The organism is Allomesorhizobium aridi (assembly GCF_043769475.1).
GTDB lineage: Bacteria > Pseudomonadota > Alphaproteobacteria > Rhizobiales > Rhizobiaceae > Allomesorhizobium.
In genome coordinates this window covers 99,367-115,478 of record NZ_CP171728.1, presented here as the reverse complement: position 1 = coordinate 115,478, position 16,112 = coordinate 99,367, and the positions used below count along the sequence as shown (strand labels likewise).

The 16,112-nt window shown below is 61.5% G+C and carries 10 protein-coding genes and 4 pseudogenes; 6 read left to right on the top strand and 8 right to left on the bottom strand.

What is annotated here, in order from left to right:
• Positions 1-173 precede the first annotated feature (173 nt).
• The 3 genes and pseudogenes from ACG873_RS00505 to ACG873_RS00495 form a co-directional block, all read left to right on the top strand.
• Positions 174-1,191: pseudogene (locus tag ACG873_RS00505) on the top strand (PQQ-dependent sugar dehydrogenase).
• A 733-nt stretch (positions 1,192-1,924) separates the two neighbouring features.
• Positions 1,925-2,347 carry a CBS domain-containing protein gene (locus ACG873_RS00500; RefSeq protein WP_394886005.1) on the top strand — a complete coding sequence of 141 codons (423 nt, stop codon included), beginning with the start codon at positions 1,925-1,927 and terminating at the stop codon, positions 2,345-2,347.
• A gap of 130 nt (positions 2,348-2,477) precedes the next feature.
• A pseudogene (locus tag ACG873_RS00495) lies at positions 2,478-2,696 on the top strand (Tn3 family transposase); the annotation flags it as partial.
• Positions 2,697-2,896: 200 nt separating this feature from the next.
• Here ACG873_RS00495 and ACG873_RS00490 read toward each other — a convergent pair.
• The 8 genes and pseudogenes from ACG873_RS00490 to ACG873_RS00455 all read right to left on the bottom strand — a co-directional run bounded on the left by ACG873_RS00490 (position 2,897) and on the right by ACG873_RS00455 (position 11,827).
• Entirely contained in the window at positions 2,897-4,165 is a 1,269-nt protein-coding gene (locus tag ACG873_RS00490) for an NAD(P)/FAD-dependent oxidoreductase (RefSeq protein ID WP_394886003.1), read from the bottom strand.
• 6 nt (positions 4,166-4,171) lie between these two features.
• Positions 4,172-4,513 (bottom strand): c-type cytochrome, encoded by a 342-nt coding sequence (locus tag ACG873_RS00485; protein ID WP_394886002.1) that lies wholly within the window; start codon positions 4,511-4,513, stop codon positions 4,172-4,174.
• 47 nt (positions 4,514-4,560) lie between these two features.
• Positions 4,561-4,887 (bottom strand): thiosulfate oxidation carrier complex protein SoxZ, encoded by a 327-nt coding sequence (gene soxZ, locus ACG873_RS00480; RefSeq protein WP_394886000.1) that lies wholly within the window; start codon positions 4,885-4,887, stop codon positions 4,561-4,563.
• A gap of 15 nt (positions 4,888-4,902) precedes the next feature.
• Positions 4,903-5,349, bottom strand: coding sequence for a thiosulfate oxidation carrier protein SoxY (locus tag ACG873_RS00475; protein WP_394885999.1), 447 nt, complete (start codon positions 5,347-5,349; stop codon positions 4,903-4,905).
• Between the two features lie 1,195 nt (positions 5,350-6,544).
• Positions 6,545-9,955 carry an AAA family ATPase gene (locus tag ACG873_RS00470; protein WP_394885997.1) on the bottom strand — a complete coding sequence of 1,137 codons (3,411 nt, stop codon included), beginning with the start codon at positions 9,953-9,955 and terminating at the stop codon, positions 6,545-6,547.
• A gap of 371 nt (positions 9,956-10,326) precedes the next feature.
• A pseudogene (locus ACG873_RS00465) lies at positions 10,327-10,408 on the bottom strand (peroxiredoxin); the annotation flags it as partial.
• Between the two features lie 72 nt (positions 10,409-10,480).
• On the bottom strand, positions 10,481-10,978 hold the full coding sequence (locus ACG873_RS00460; RefSeq protein ID WP_394885996.1) for an OsmC family protein: 498 nt from the start codon (positions 10,976-10,978) through the stop codon (positions 10,481-10,483).
• Positions 10,979-11,057: 79 nt separating this feature from the next.
• Positions 11,058-11,827 (bottom strand): IS5 family transposase gene (locus ACG873_RS00455; RefSeq protein ID WP_394885678.1). Its coding sequence is split into 2 segments (ribosomal slippage): positions 11,058-11,504 and positions 11,507-11,827, totalling 768 coding nucleotides; the frame shifts between segments, so codons are not numbered across the junction.
• Positions 11,828-12,082: 255 nt separating this feature from the next.
• Here ACG873_RS00455 and ACG873_RS00450 point away from each other — a divergent pair.
• The 3 genes and pseudogenes from ACG873_RS00450 to ACG873_RS00440 form a co-directional block, all read left to right on the top strand.
• A pseudogene (locus ACG873_RS00450) lies at positions 12,083-12,217 on the top strand (class I SAM-dependent methyltransferase); the annotation flags it as partial.
• Between the two features lie 225 nt (positions 12,218-12,442).
• On the top strand, positions 12,443-13,978 hold the full coding sequence (locus ACG873_RS00445; RefSeq protein ID WP_394885994.1) for an FAD-dependent oxidoreductase: 1,536 nt from the start codon (positions 12,443-12,445) through the stop codon (positions 13,976-13,978).
• Positions 13,979-14,818: 840 nt separating this feature from the next.
• On the top strand, positions 14,819-16,024 hold the full coding sequence (locus ACG873_RS00440; RefSeq protein WP_394885992.1) for an NAD-dependent formate dehydrogenase: 1,206 nt from the start codon (positions 14,819-14,821) through the stop codon (positions 16,022-16,024).
• Positions 16,025-16,112: the final 88 nt, after the last annotated feature.

Here is a 16,112-nt window from a genome sequence, read left to right as displayed (position 1 = left end):
AAGTTCGCCAATTACTGGCGCGACGACCGCGGCTTCGCCGACCAGATCGAGATCATCGTCATCAATGACGCGACGGCGCGAACCTCCGCCCTCCAGGGCGGTGAGGCTTGGGCTCGGCCTTGAAACGAGAATAAGCCGCTCCAATTCCCCCAAGTAAGATTCGGAGGGCGCCGATGGACGTCTCTTCCCCTAAAGCCGGATTTCTCTCCACTAGAATCGGACTTCTCGCTCTCGCGTCGGTCGCGGCGGCCGCCTCTGGCGTGGTTCTCGCGCTCGGACCCGCGCGGGCTGAGCTTCTCGCCCGCGTTCCCGCCGCGCGCGAAATGGCGGTCTGCGGCGACGTACTGTTCGTCGGAACCAAAGGTTCCTCGGTCTACGCGGTGCCGCTGTCCGGCGGCCGCGCCCGGCGGGTCGCCTCCGGATTTTCCGCTCCGAATGGAGTCGCATGCTCACGCGGTCGTTTATTCGTAGCTTCGAGGGACCGCGTGACCGCGTTCGACATCGGGCCGGGGGGCGCTCTGAGCGACAGGCGCGACATTCGCCGGGGGCTGCCGAATTCGGGAGCCCACAGTCTTCGCTATATCGGCGTCGGCCCCGATTCCCGGCTCTATGTCTCGTTAGGCTCGCCTTGCAACATTTGTCTGCCGCGCGGACTGCAAGGCACGATCGTCAGCATGCGCCAGGACGGGTCCGATCTCCGGCGCGTCGCTTGGGGCGTTCGCAATTCGGTCGGCTTCGACTGGCGCGGCGGCACCATGTTCTTCACTGACAACGGCGCCGACCGAATGGGCGACGATATTCCGCCGGACGAGCTGAACGCACTTCGGCCGGGCGGCTTTTATGGCTTTCCCTATTTCGGAGGCCGAATCCGGCTCAATGGGTTCGAGGATGCGCAACCGCCAGCGCGGCAGATTCTGCCCGTGTTCGACTTTCAGGCGCATGTTGCAACCTTGGGAATCCATTTCTTCCGCAGCCTTGGGCGACGCTCTGGTCGCCGAGCACGGCAGTTGGAACAGGTCGGTCCCAGTCGGGCGTCAGGTCGTGCGCGTGCGCTTCCAGGGCGGCCGCCCGGTCTCGGCGACGACCTTCCTCACGGGCGTCGGCCGGCCCGTGGATGTCAAGGAAGCGCCGGACGGTTCCGTCCTCGTCTCCGACGATGCCGGAGGCGCGATTTACGTCTTCAGGCGATGACGCCCGACGTTTCCTTTCAGGCGAAGCGCTTCAGGTTAGCGGCTTGGGTTGACGATTGAGTGCTTCGAAGTGGTCGGATAGAAGTTGCCGGCCTGCGGCGGACTTTGAGGGGCTGCATAGGGCCTCGCACCGGTCCCACATCGCGCCGTTGTGCGACTTTGACGATGGTCCGTCTGGCGAACGGTCTTCAGCTTTGGGTTTCGAAAGGCGCAGTTCCGCCCCTTCTGGACTCATCTACAGCAACGGAGTAACGGCCGCTTTGGGGTGGGCTGCAATTGATGGGGAACTGCGTACACGACCGCCGACGAGTTCCACACAGCTCCTTTATGCGACTTTTGGCGAACAAACATCTAACATCTCTATAGCGGCGCGCCAATACTCTGGTCGGCAACTCGGGGTCCACAGCCTGAGCGGAGACGATGGGCGAGGCGATCTCATTGGGAGCCCGGCGTCTGGCGCTGCAAGCACACAAGGTCGTGAAACAGATTGAGACCCCTCGCCTTCCTGACCCCACTATCCGGCGGTCTCGCGCCGACCGCGAAGAGAAGCGAGTGAAGGAGGGGGCTCGGATCTTGCGCCCTCAGCGAACTCGTCGATGCTCAGCACCAGTTCAGTGTCGGCGCGGCTTCCACATGCTTCCAGAAAGTGGGCCTGGACGACGACCTCTGGCAGCCAAACCCCATCCGCGGTAAGATGAAACACAGCGGGAGGCAACCAGCAAGGGAGGTCCGCTATGAAAGTCAAAGACGCAATGCACAAGGGCGTCGACTGGGTCGGCCCCGAAACCCCTGTCACCGAACTAGCAAAATTGATGCGAGACCAGGATATCGGCTCGATTCCCATCGGAGAGAACGACCGGCTGGTCGGAATGGTGACCGACCGCGACATCGTCTGCAACGGTGTGGCGGAGGATAGTTTCGACAGCCGTACCGCGACGGCGCGCGATGTCATGACTGCCGGCATTCACTGCTGCCGCGAAGACGACGATCTGGCCAAGGCCGTACGGCACATGGAGGAACTGAAAATCCGCAGGTTGCCGGTGATCAACAAGAGTATGCGGATGGTCGGCATCCTCAGCGTGGGCGACGTCGGTCAATCGGCGCCGATCGAACAGGTGTCCGAATACATCAAGAGCGTTTCCGCCCATCACCACTGAAAGGGTGGCTCGCCCGGCGGATAGTCGATACCCGTCGGGCTTCGGCTCCGACGATTGCGGAAACCGACCGCAATTGTCAGCTGCATCCTTGGAAATGCCGCGTGTGCAGGACGAGCTTATGCTGCACCTGATCTCGGTTCTGGCGCTGCATCTGCTGCAGAATGCGCTTGTCTACGTCAACACCTTGATGATGCAAAACGTGCTGACAGAGCCAACCTGGTCGGCGCGCATGGCGCCTGAGGACTATCGCGGGCTCACGCCGCTGATCTACGCTCACATCAATCCCTGCGGCGCCTTCGATCTCGATCTCACCCACCGGATCGATCTCGACATGAAAGCCGCCGCATAGGTGTAACGGCTTGAGATTATCCAGTCATGGGGCGAGTTCATCGCGGATTTGGTTCGGATTAGTTGCGACCATCGGCAACGCTCGGCGAAAGATAGCTGAGAACGAACTATCTGCGATCGGCTCACATTGGTGAGACAGGTGTCCGGCGCCGGCATTTCCGCAATGGCCGGCGCGGCCGTCGAGCGGAGTTGAGTTTCGTTTCAGCCAAACACGTCGTGCGTGAAGGCGTCATACCAACCTTCCGCCGTGCGCGCAGCCTGCCGACGGACCTCGGAGCTTTCCTCGACCTTGCTGACGAAGCTGATGACGCTCTTGAGCTTCCCGTCGACGGGCTTGAAGCTGATGGCGTTGCTGAACGCATCGTCGGGGGCGAGATAGGTGTAGCAGGTATTGAACAAATGCGCCGGGAAACGCGCTGATCCGGTGAGATCGGCCGCGATGGCAAAGGCGCAGGCTTTGGCCTGGCTGTTGGCGCAGAAGGCGGATTTCGGCATATCCCCGCCGATGATCGCGTCGCCGACCAGATGGACGCCCGGCTGCAGCGCCGATTCGAAGGTGACCGGATCGACCGGGCACCAGCCCGACTGATTGGCGAGCCCTGCCTGCTGCGCCAGGCGCCCGGCCATTTGCGCCGGGATGACATTGGCCACCGCGGCCTTGAATGGTACTCCCGCGGTGATCACCGACCGGGTCTTCGAGTCGATCGCCGTGACCCCGCCGGTGAACTGGGCCGGTAGCCATTCGATCATTCCCGGATAGTGGCGGTTCCAAGCGTCCTGGAACAGGTCCTGCGCGTTGAAGCTGTCTTTCGCATCCAGGATCAGAATTTTGGCCTTGGGTTTGCGGCGCTGGAAATAGAATGCGACGAGCGAAGCGCGCTCGTAGGGGGCGGGCGGGCAGCGAAACGGATTCGGCGGAGCAACGAGCACGAACAGCCCGCCGTCCTCCATGCTTTCCAGTTGCTGGCGCAACAGCCTGGTTTGCTGCCCTGCATTCCAGGCGTGCGGCATGATCTCCATCGCCGCTTCGTCATAGCCCTCAAGCGCGCCATCCCTGAATGCGATGCCCGGAGCAACAATGAGACGATCGTAGCTGAGCTTTGAACCGTTGTTCAGCGCAACGGTTTTCGTCGCTGGGTCGATCGCTTCGGCGGATTCATGAACGACGGTGATACCATATTGTTTTGCCAGCGCTTCATAACCATGGGTGAGCGATTCGAACGGGCGCAGCCCAGCGAGATAGAGATTGCTGAAGAAACAGGTCGTGTAGCTCCGCCGCGGTTCGACCAGGGTCACGTCGATAGTCGGGCCGCTGGCGGCGAGATATTTGGCGGCCGTTGCGCCGCCGATGCCGCCGCCGATCACGACGACACGCGCCTTGGCCTTGCCTAGTGCCATCCGCGGACGCAGCGCCGTCAGCAACGCTGCTCCCGTTAAGCAGCCGAACTCGCGACGCGTCCAGGATTTCATGGCAGGTTACTTTCCCTGCGCTGCGACATAGCGCGCGACGCTCGCGATCTCCTCGTCGCTGAGCGACAGCGCGATAGCGTGCATGATGTGATTTGGACTCTCGCTCCCCCGGTAGGCAAGCAGGGCGCTGGAGAGCCTCTGCTCGCCGAGCCCGATGATGGGGGGAATGCCTTTGTCGTGGCCATCGAGGCGATGGCAGGACGCACAGGTCGCGGCGAGTTGAGCGCCTTGATCGGCGCCCACCGCCGCGCCGGATTGGCTGAAGAGCAGCACGAGGGCCGTGGCAATCGCAGATCTCGCGACGGGGCGCGTGCTGAATACCCGTCTGTTTCGCAGTTTTGCGGTCACGCTCCCACTCAACTTGTCACGCCGCGCAGCTCGATTGCGTCGCCACCTCAACCGACCGTGAACTGGTGCGACAACGTATAAATGGCACCGCCGTCTTCTTCCCATGCAAACTCGAGCCGGCCGCTCTCCGTCGCGCGCAAGGAAAATTCGAAGAACGGGTTGGCCGAAATCGCCTCGTGAAGATCGACACTGAACACCACGGTTTCGTTGTAGCGGCAGACAAACTTGTTGATGATCTTGCGCGGGATTTCATTGCCTTGATCATCATGGCGTAGCCCCGTTTCCATCTCATGGCTGATGATGGTCTTGACCTGAAAAATCTCCCCCTTCGCCGCAGCATTTGGCACGATCACGCGTGGTGTCGGGGTGGTCACTGTCTCTCTCCGATCTCAGGCACAGCCATCCGTGGCGACACGGACCCACGTCGTGGTCATCAGCAAGACGCCGTCGTTCATTTCAGCGACAGCGACGACGTGTTGCGGTTTGGCAAGCCGGATGCGTGTCGACACGCGGGGCAGACTGCGTTGCGGGACGAAGTGGAAACTGGCCACTTCGATGATCGGGTTCCGCGGCGCGAACACGCGCATCTGCCTCACATTATCGGCCTCGGTCATGGGGCTGTCGATGTAAAGACTCATGGGCACGGTGTAGCCGGTCGGGAAGTCCGTCGGCATTATCAGGTGAAGGCGATCCGACGCCGTGGCCGACCGTCCGGTGAGCTGCTTGACGAGATCCAGCGCTTCATCGTTCGCACGCGCGCTCCGCGGCGAGAAGAGCGCTACCCCGGCAAACCCCACACTCCCGGCGATCAACACATCGCGGCGCGTCAAGCTCATCGTCCCGGTCTCCAACCCCTGCCACCTCTTTAGGCCACTCCAAGAACACATCAGCGGCGGCAGGCGGCGCACTCGGACACATCAGTGCGGCAGCTTCTGCGAAATTTAGCACCGACAACCGCTGGGAGCAATCTCGCGAAGTGCCCATGGACGCCCTTGAAACCAATGCATTCCGTTTTGCCGGCCGTTGGGAGCACGCCGGCGGAATCTGCGACTACCAAGGCATTGCGGGAAAGGACGCTCTTGCGGGTTGTCGGATCTCTGATCACACCTCTTGGCCGGCTAAACGCTAGGTTCGGCCAGGCTGTGGGTCGGAGGTTGGCGCCTCGCCAGTATCGTTCAAGTCAAAGTTCGACACGACCGAGTTGTCGTTGTCTGCTCCCTTGCCACTCCGACCCCAGTGCCGCCTGCAGATGGCTCGGAGACCCGCGCGCAGGTGATCGTCCCTGAAAAGCTCCATCGCATCGTGAAAGCCTTCGGCAACCAAGGCTCTTTCAATCGTCGGGCAGCCTATGTGCTCCCCGCTTTCTGCGAGTTGGATGGCGCGCAATAGGAGACTGGCGTTGGCCATGGCGGTCGATTTTGACCTGTGTTTATTGTCTGCAATGGTACGTGTTTATTGTCTGCAATGGTACGCAAATCGATTTGGTTCCAAAATTCTTCGGGATTTTTATGAGCCGGCAACGGGTGAGAGGCCATGGGCTTTCAGCATGGAACCCGCAAAGGCCAGCTAAGGACAGCGCCGCTGAAAGCCTTAACGGACTTATCCGAGGAAGCAATCAGCAACCTAGCCAAAAAGATGGGCGTTTCCATCGATTAGGTCCGCCGGCTCATCGCCGAGGCAGCCGCGGAAGCTGAGGAGCGAAAGCAGAATCCACCCACCCGGATTCCAGCCTTACAGAATGAAGGGATAGGCAGCCGACAGCGCGCTGATGGGTCTCGCGACAAGCCAGACCGGCGCATTGCCGAGTTCGGCCACGGAACCGGCACTAGCTCGCACCTCCATTTTCGTGATCCGGCCATTCTCCAAAACCCCACATACTGGCCGGGATCATCCGTGGTGCTCGGCGGGTTTCGCGATTGTCGCCGCAAAAAGGTGATGGCTTTCGCCGTGTGCCTCGTTTTCGCAGCATTCTTGGGCTGGGTCGCGATTGATCCGGAGGCGCGCCTGAGACAATGCCGCCAAGCCTTGGCCCTAAGCGGATCGATTTCCGCCCGCCACTGTCTCGAGTAACAATCTCGCTTCATTGAGATCCGAAGTGCCGAAGCCCTCATTGAACCAGCCATAAACCGGTGCAAGAAGCTCATGAGCTTCCATGTACTTGCCCTGGTCCCGCCAGAGGCGGGCTAGGCTTGTCGCAGCGCGTAGCTCAAGCATCTTCGCGCCTTGACGTTGAGCGATCGCCATCGCCGAACGGTAACACTCTTCGGCCTCCAATGCGTCCGGGATTTCAAGCGAGAGCAGCAACTCCCCCTTTAACCGATGGAGCTCGGCCTCCCACCAGCGTTCCCCAGTCTCCGCCACAAACGCCAGTGCCTCGCTGAGCGCCTGTAGAGCTTCGTCGACCTTGCCAGCAGCATGCAGGGTCTCAGCCAGCAAACTCAAGAGATAGGGCGCATCCCGTCGTGCTCGCGTTGCGAGGCAGTCCGCAATGCCCTGAGCGATTTCTGGAACGCTCTCCGATGGCGAGCCCTGTGCACCCGATGCCCAACCCCGGAAAATCTTTCCGTGGGCTAGCCACAATTGTAGCCCATTCTCCTCGGATAAGGATATCACGGCGTCCGCGTACCGCTGAACGGCAGGTGCATCCCCACAGAGATGAGCCAGCGTCGCAGCCCCCCAGACCAGTGCGTAGCCTCGGCTGTTAAGGTGATTGATCTCTTCAACTGCCTCCATCGCGCGGTCGATGGCTTGCGACGCTCGGTCCGGAAACCCGCTCAGCCACAAGATAAGGGACAGAAATGCGAGGCCCGCTATCCTCTGATCCTGTCCGAAGCGGAATGCGAGGAACCGGTCTTGCCCTGGGTGGTAAAGCGCAAGCGCCTGCTCGATTTGCTCTCGGCCAGCCCGCAAATCTCCACGATGCAGCGCAAGCGAAAGTCCGAGAATCCTATGTCCGACGAGCTCCATGGCCCGATCGGCATTGCGTTCGGCGTGACCCAGAAAGTCCTTTGCGAGCTGGTGCCCCTTTAACCATTCGCCGCCGACGATGTGGTAGGCCCATTGACCGTAGAGGATCGGAAAGAGCTGGTTCTCACTGCAGTTCAACCCGTCACAAAGCTCGTGCGCTCTCGCGTAGGCGGCACCGGTTTCTGGAGCTGCGTAGCCTTTGGTTGCCATGAGCGGCGTGCCAATAGTGGCCTGCAGTTCCAGCTCAAGTTCGTCTCGACGGCGCGATTCGGGTACTGACTTCAGAACTTCCAGGCCGTTTCTCAGATGGCCGATCGCCTCTGTATTAGCGGAGAGCTCTGCCGCCTGCTGCCCGGCTTTCAACCAGTAGCCGATCGCCTGCTCTGCGAGGCCGGCCTTCCCATAATGGTGTGCGAGCACCTCCGGCTGGTCCCTCGCCGTTTCGGGGAAGTGCTCTTCTATGGCCCGTGCGATGGCTCCATGTATCTGCTGCCTTTTGCTGCGGAGCAGGCCGTCATACGCGGCATCTTGGACCAGGGCATGCTTAAATGTGAAAGTGGCGTGCGGTGGCGTACCGCGTCGGAACACCAGCTCCGTTTCCTCGAGCCGTGCCAGCGCCTCGTAGAGTTGGTTCTGGCGAAGGGGAGCCAATAGCGCGAGCAGTTCGTAGGAAAATTCCCGCCCGATGGCAGCCCCGATTTGCGCCACCTCCTTGACCGGCATCAAGCGATCGAGACGTGCCGTAAGCGAGTCTTGAAGGGTTTCCGGTATTGCCAGTGGCGGCAGCGGGCCGGCCAGAACGTAGCTTTTATCCTCCTCACGCAGCAACCCGGATTCTAGGACGCTCTTCGTCAGCTCCTCGACGAACAAAGGAATTCCGTCCGTCTTCGCCACGATCTGCTTCAGCACCTCTGTCGGCAACGTCTTGCCTGCGGTCAACCGATCAACCATTACAATCCCGGACTTGCGGCTGAGGCGGTTCAAGGTGAGAGACGTGACATGCGGGTGACCAATCCAGGAAGTCTTGAACTCGGGCCGGAACGTGATTACCAGCAGCACACGCAGGCTCCGAACACGCTCGATGAGCCGCTCCAGGAGTTCCAGCGATGTCGGGTCGATCCAGTGCACGTCCTCGAACAGCTCCAGCACCGGCCGCCGCTGCGCCAAACCGACGACCTGAGCCACGAGCGCGTCCAGCGTCTTTGACATCTGCTGTTCTGGCGCGAGATCGAGCGGCGGGTAGCGCCCGCCGGTTGGAATCGACAGCAGTGCCGCAAAAAGGGGCGCGAATTCGTGAACATTCTCGGTTGAGAGCGTCAGCAGTTCCTCCAACTTTGCGATCTTCTGCACATAGCCGTCGTCGCGGCCGAACCCGGCTGCGCGCTGCAGATGCTCGATAATCGGGTAAAGGGCGCTGTTCGTGTGGTAAGGTGAGCAGAAATGGATGATGCGCGTGTAGGTCCCCTCGCCCAACCGCTCCTGCAGGGCGCGCGTGAGGCGTGACTTGCCAATCCCCGGCTCCCCGGAGAGCAAGACCACCTGGCCTTCGCCATCCCGAGCCTCATCCCACCGGCGCTCCAGCAGGGCCAACTCTTCCTCGCGGCCGACAAGCGGCGTAAGTGCGGCTGGGTGCAGCGCCTCGAAGCGGCTCTCGGCTTGGCTTTCGCCGATCACGCGCCACGCGCGTACTGGCTTGGCGAAGCCCTTGACATGATGTGAGCCGAGGTCGGCAAGGTCGAACAGACCGCCGATCAGGCGACGCGTGCTGCGGCTGATCACCACGGCGTTCGGCTCGGCGAGTGATTGCAGCCGTGCCGCCAGATTGGGCGTCTGGCCGACGACCGACCTCTCCTGCGCCTCGCCGGCCCCGATAAGCTCTCCTACCACCACCTCACCGGTTGCGATGCCGATGCGGACCCCCAGCGACAGATCATGTTTCGGCCTGAGGCTGCAGACGGCCTCGACCGTTGCGAGGCCGGCCCGCACTGCGCGTTCCGCCTCGTCCTCATGCGCTTGTGGCCAGCCGAAATATGCCAGCACGCCATCGCCCATGAATTTGGCAATATGGCCTTCAAAGCGGGTAATCTCACCGGCACAACAATTCTGATATTCTCGAATGACCTCACTCATCTCCTCGGGATCGAGCTGGGCCGAAATCGCTGTAGAGCCGACGAGATCAGCGAACATCACGGTCAGCTGCCGGCGCTCGGCGCCAGTCGGCGTCGGCGGTGCCGACGCGAGTTGGCTGACTTGCGTCGGCGCTTTCACACCGCCAGCGTGAAGTACGGAGGAACTCTCCCGCAGCTCGGCGATCGCCTCCAGAAGCTTCCGGCGGTGCCCTACGGAAATGACGCCGAGGTCTTTGAGATCCTCGGCCGTTAGCCGCAGTAACACCTCGGCCTCGACGTTGTTTTCACGAAAGGCCGTGACGTATTGCTGCAGCCCCAAACTGCGCAGCCACTCCTCAATGTTCATGTCCCACTTCCGCGGTGGAGACGCCGGAGTGCTCTTTCGTACACTGCAGTCTTACATAACTGGCGGCCCATGCAACGCCATGAAAGTTGTGGCGGCGTGCCTGCGGCGGCTTTGGAACGATACGGGCGGGTCTAGGGGCGCGGGCAATCAGACATTCGATTTTACCCTGCCGACATTCAGATCGGAGGAAGGTATGATATCTTCCACCCGAAGCTGGTCTCAGTCACGCCAAGGCCAAGGTCGCGAATGGGTCCATGAGTGCTGATTGGGTCCGACGTCCGGTTTCGGGAAGGAAATCCGGCGCTGCAAGGTCCGGATTGGGTCAAACTACGCCGCTTGCGAGCGGCGTTCGACATCTGGTTCTGCTCGATAACGAGGTTAATCGTGACGTCGATGTTGCCGCGTGTGGCTTTTGCAATACGGGCACGTCTGGTGCGCGGCAATGACCACCGCAAACTCTCAATCCGCGTCCACACAGCGCGTCCGACGGCGGCTTTATATTACTCAGGACGCGCGGTGGACGACTTACGCCCGCCTGATCTCGAGCGAGGAGGCTACGGGGAGCGCCTTAGTCAGCGCGAGATAGACGGGGCAGCGCTCCTGCCAGACCTCGTAAACCTTGCGGATCGCATCTTCAGTCTCCGACGACTGGACTACGATGGACAAGGCGATGTTGCCGAGATCGGGCGCAACACCGCCCATCCCGAGCAGCCCTCGCGCGTCGGTATCGCACTGCGCCGTGGCTTCGATTGCGTCAACGCGGACACCAAGCTGTGGTGCCAGCGTGTCGCGAATGAAGACGACCGCGCAACCGGCTAGGGCGCTCAACAATCGCGCGGTCGGACTCGGCGCTTCATTCGCACCCCCGAGCGGCGCCGGTAGGTCGGCGCGCCAGGAAAACGAGCCGTGTTCCATCGCAGCTTGACTACCTTCGGCACGCGCCTTCACCGCCGGCTTGCCTTTTGCTTTGTCGGGTTCTGCTTGCCACAAACGTACGGTTTCCTCGATGCGTTCGCAATTCATGTGCCTACCTCCCTTCTGTCATCAGTGGAGGCCGGTGCAGTTCGCCATCTGACTATATCCAAATGACATCCGGTCCTTACTAGGCCGCAGACTCATAACTTTTCAACCAGATGCGAACCGACGCGAGTTTGATTGCTGCGAGGAAGTTTAGCGGGTCTCTGTCGTAGCGCGTTGCGATGCCTCTGAAGTGTTTGAGTTTGTTGAAGTATCGCTCGATGAGATTGCGCTGCTTGTAGACCCATGCGCTGAAGGGGAAGCTGCCGGTTCGGGTTTTCTTCGGCGGGATGTTTGCCCATGCGCCTCGCTGCGCCGCCAGGTCGCGAATGACGTTGCTGTCGTAGGCGCGATCTGCGAGCAGGATCGCATCGGGCTGAAGGACGTCGAGCATGGCGACTGCGGGTTTGCCGTCATGTGCCTGCCCTGCGGTCAGGACGAGATCGACCGGTCGGCCTTCGGCATCGACGAGCGCGTGGATCTTGGTCGTGAGCCCGCCGCGGGAACGTCCCATGCAACCATCGTCATCGCCCCCTTTTTTGCCGTGGCCGCATGTTGATGAACGCGGACACAGGAGGAGTCGATCATGATGATCTCGCCGTCGAAAGCCTTGGAAACCGCAGCGAGCAGCCGATCCCAGACCCCGGCTTTGCGCCATCGCACGAACCGGTTGTAGCATGTGGTGTAGGGGCCATATCGATCCGGCACATCCGCCCAGGGCGATCCGGTCCGGAAACGCCAAAGAATGCCGTTCAGAACCTTGCGGTCGTCAACGCGCGCCACGCCGCGAACCTTGTTCGGCAGATGAGGCTGGATCACACTCCATTCAAAGTCACTCAGTTCGTAACGGCGCATTCAGGCCTCCAAAAGAAGCCTTGAATCAGAACTCGTCACAAAGCGGTACCTCAATTTATGAGTTTGCGGCCTAATTGGATGGGCATCTTATCACGAATCCGCAGCGACGGCTGAACAAGCAAGCAACGATCACTGCTCCGGCCAGCTACGCCCCAACAGCTATAGCAATCTTGATCCTCCGTCTGGCCGAGAGCCGGTAAGGGTTAAGTTGCGCCGCAGCGCGAACAAATCCAGATGACTGCAACCGCAAATGCTGGAATACGGGACCGCGTGCTCGATATCGGCTGTGGTGCTGGGCAAACCACTCGTGAAACTGCCCGCGTCGCGGTGGAGGGAAGCGTGGTCGGCGTAGATGTGTCAGCAGAGATGCTCGAGGTTGCTCGCCGGCGTGGCGGACATGCGCTGGAGATCGGCACGCCGATGTGCGTCAAGATCGTCGGCTAACGGCCCGCCCCAGTTGGAACCGAACCCCAGGCCGTTCCGTCAAACGCTTATCACGATCAGTGGCTGAACAGGGGGAACGCTCTTCGCCTGATAGGCGTTATGGTTCGTTTCGGACAATGCGACTGTTACCGGCAGAACGAATGCGATCCCAGATCACCGTGGGAGGCGACGATGGCTCAAGATCACGCCCAGCCAAGCGGACCCGATCTCGCGCGGGGGATTGCCCTCGCCGAGCTTGCCGATGGTGGCAAGCTGGTCGGCCATTTCGGCGGCGAGGAGGTTCTATTGCTGCGGCGCGGGACCGAGATATTTGCGGTCGGAGCTCATTGCACGCACTACCATGGCCCGCTCGTGGACGGGCTTGCGGTCGACGACACGATCCGGTGTCCCTGGCATCACGCCTGCTTCGACCTGCGGACGGGGGAAGCCCTGCGCGCCCCGGCTTTGCGCCCTGTCGCGTGCTGGTCGGTCGAGCAGCGCGATGGCAAGATCTTCGTACGAGGAAAGCAGGCGCAACCAAAACCAAAGCCAGTCGGCAAGCCCCCCGGCGAAACGCCCAAGAGAATCGTGATCGTCGGTGGCGGCGCGGCCGGCTTTGCTGCGGCCGAGGGACTGCGGCGCGGGCAATATGAGGGCAGCATCGTCATGCTGAGCAATGACGACGCCGCGCCCGTCGACCGGCCGAATCTTTCCAAGGACTACCTAGCCGGCAAAGCGCCCGAGGATTGGGTGCCACTCCGTCCGGACAGCTTCTATTCAAAGAACCGCATCGACCTGCGCCTGAACACAAACGTCACCGGTATTGATGCGCGTTCGCGCGAGGTCGCGCTCGCCGATGGGAGCAAGCTCCCGTACGATCGCCTGCTGCTTGCGACCGGCGCCGAGCCGATCCGCCTCCCTATACCCGGCGCCGACCAGACGCACGTCTTCACGTTGCGCTCGCTCGCCGACTCCCGAGCAATCATCGAGCGCGCTGGGGCGTCGCGCCGGGCGGTGGTGCTGGGCGCAGGCTTCATCGGGCTTGAAGTCGCTGCGTCGCTGCGCGCGCGTGACATCGAAGTTCATGTGGTGGCGCCGGACACACGACCGATGGAGCGAATTCTGGGTCCGGAGATGGGCGACTTCGTGCGCTCGCTCCATGAGGAGCACGGTGTTGTTTTCCACCTTGAGGATACGGCGAGCGCCATTGACGGCAAGCAGGTGAAGCTCAAAGGCGGTGGCACGCTCGAGGCCGATCTCGTAGTCGCCGGCATCGGGGTGCGCCCGCGGACAGAAATCGCCGAGAGGGCTGGGCTCAACGTTGATCGCGGCGTCATCGTGAACGGACATCTTGAAACCAGCGCGCCCGGGATCTTCGCGGCCGGCGACATTGCGCGCTGGCCAGATCCACACAGCGGCGAGAACATTCGTGTCGAACATTGGGTCGTTGCCGAGCGCCAGGGGCAGGCGGCGGCGCTTAACATGCTTGGTCACCGCGAGAAATTCAGTGGCGTCCCCTTCTTCTGGAGCCAGCACTACGACATTCCGATCAACTATGTCGGCCATGGGGAGAATTGGGACGAACTCGCGATCGAGGGCGACATTGCGGCCAGGGACTGCCTCCTGCGCTTCAAGCGCAATGGGCGTGTGCTCGCCGTCGCCTCGATCTTCCGTGACGTCGAAAGCCTCCAGGCCGAGGTGTCCATGGAGCGGGACATATCAACCTAGAGTGGCTTGTTGCAAGGATACTTTGTGGCGTGAATTGCGTCGTTTGCTGCCGAATTTCATGCGACGCGTACCCTATCGGTCGCCCGAGTTCGAACATGCGATTGATCCATCAGCGGACCAGCACCGACCGCGCCGCCGCCAAGGCCGAGGCCGTCCGCCCGCGATCAGCTCGCCCTGGCGCTACGGTTGCGGAACGACGGGAGCAAGCCGGGCGCGATCGCGGCCACCTTGAACGTGCATGTCTCGACGCGCTACAGGGGCTTGGTGGTGCGGTGTGAAAGCGGACTTTCTCCGATTTGCCGTGCAAAACCAGTTGTGCGGACAGGGCGGTGAAGGTGGGTTTTCAGCAACGACGCCCGCAATCAATGGCCAATACAGCCGACCCGGACATGGTCGAGGCGGCGCGAGCCACCAGGTGGCTTCGAGATCAGTACCGCAAGAACCGCTTTCTGCGGAAGTGGCGGCATTCCGATTTGGCGTTGAGTGGGCCTTTCGGGATCGCGGCCGCTCTCACTCGCCGTCCAGCCAACGGTGTGAAGTGTGCCAACCAGGCAGCGGTTCGGGCCTGCCGTTGAGATCCCGCATACCGTGGATTGAAGCCTTGAGCCAGCAGTACGCGCGCGACGCGGCGCCACTGCCGACCACGCACTTGAAACCGTGTCCGGCTCCTCCATCTTATTCGGAACAGCGCGCAGTTTCCGAATGAGGAAGCGCTAGGCGACGCGCCCGCCTGCCACAGACAATTCAACCGGGCAGATCGCCCTGCTGCTCGTCGATTTCGACCGGCAGCATTAGCAATAGAGCGACTTCCTCTTCGTTTTCAAACGAAGGGAGATCAAAATGGCAAAGGTCGTTTGCGTCCTCTATGACGATCCGGTCGACGGTTATCCGACAGGGTATGCGCGGGACGGCCTACCGAAGCTTGACCGCTATCCAGGCGGCCAGACGCTTCCCACGCCGAAGGCCATCGACTTTGAACCAGGGGTCCTGCTCGGCAGCGTGTCCGGCGAACTCGGCTTGAGGAAATTTCTCGAAAGCCAAGGGCACAGCCTGGTTGTAAGCTCGGACAAGGATGGTCCAGACAGCGTTTTTGAACATGAACTCGTCGACGCCGAAATCGTGATCTCGCAGCCCTTCTGGCCGGCCTACCTTACCGAGGAACGCATAGCCAAGGCAAATAGGCTGAAGCTCGCGATCACGGCCGGCATCGGATCCGACCATGTCGATCTTCAGGCCGCGATGGACCGCGGTATCACGGTCGCCGAAGTGACCTACTGCAACTCGATCAGCGTGTCCGAACATGTGGTCATGATGATCCTCGGTCTCGTGCGAAACTATATCCCCTCCTACCAGTGGGTCATGCAGGGTGGCTGGAATATCGCCGACTGCGTCGCACGTTCCTACGATGTCGAGGGGATGCAGATCGGCACCGTCGGTGCGGGCCGGATCGGCAGCGCGGTGCTGCGCCGGCTGAAGCCGTTTGACGTCAAGCTCCACTACACCGACCGCCACCGGTTGCCCGCGACGGTCGAGAGGGAACTCGGCGTCACCTTCCACCCGGACGCCGCATCCATGATTGGCATCTGCGACGTGGTGACGATCAATGCACCCCTGCATCCGGAGACGGAAAATCTCTTCGACGAGGCGATGATCGCCAGGATGAAGCGCGGCGCCTATCTGGTGAACACGGCGCGCGGCAAGATCTGCAATCGTGACGCCATCGCCCGCGCGCTCGAGAGCGGCCAACTCGCAGGCTATGCCGGCGATGTCTGGTTTCCGCAGCCGGCACCCAAGGATCATCCATGGCGATCGATGCCGCATCACGGCATGACGCCGCACATTTCGGGATCGTCGCTCTCGGCCCAGGCGCGCTACGCCGCCGGTACTCGCGAGATTCTGGAATGCTGGTTCGAGGGCAGGCCAATCCGCGAGGAATATCTGATCGTCGACGGCGGCAAGCTCGCCGGCGCCGGCGCGCATTCCTACAGCGCGGGAGACGCCACGCGCGGTTCAGAAGAAGCGGCACGCTTCAAGGCCAAGGCGTGACCCACTGCGGGCAATGCAAGCGCGACGGGATGGTTCGGCTACGTGCCGTGGGGCATGGCAAACGGAACAAGAATCTGTTCACGGTTGG

Excerpts from the sequence above, each read along its gene's own strand:
- ACG873_RS00460 (WP_394885996.1), bottom strand. The coding sequence starts at position 10,978 with ATGAATTGCGAACGCATCGAGGAAACCGTACGTTTGTGGCAAGCAGAA.
- ACG873_RS00475 (WP_394885999.1), bottom strand. The coding sequence starts at position 5,349 with ATGAGCTTGACGCGCCGCGATGTGTTGATCGCCGGGAGTGTGGGGTTT.
- ACG873_RS00445 (WP_394885994.1), top strand. The coding sequence starts at position 12,443 with ATGGCTCAAGATCACGCCCAGCCAAGCGGACCCGATCTCGCGCGGGGG.
- ACG873_RS00470 (WP_394885997.1), bottom strand. The coding sequence starts at position 9,955 with ATGAACATTGAGGAGTGGCTGCGCAGTTTGGGGCTGCAGCAATACGTC.
- ACG873_RS00500 (WP_394886005.1), top strand. The coding sequence starts at position 1,925 with ATGAAAGTCAAAGACGCAATGCACAAGGGCGTCGACTGGGTCGGCCCC.
- ACG873_RS00490 (WP_394886003.1), bottom strand. The coding sequence starts at position 4,165 with ATGAAATCCTGGACGCGTCGCGAGTTCGGCTGCTTAACGGGAGCAGCG.
- ACG873_RS00440 (WP_394885992.1), top strand. The coding sequence starts at position 14,819 with ATGGCAAAGGTCGTTTGCGTCCTCTATGACGATCCGGTCGACGGTTAT.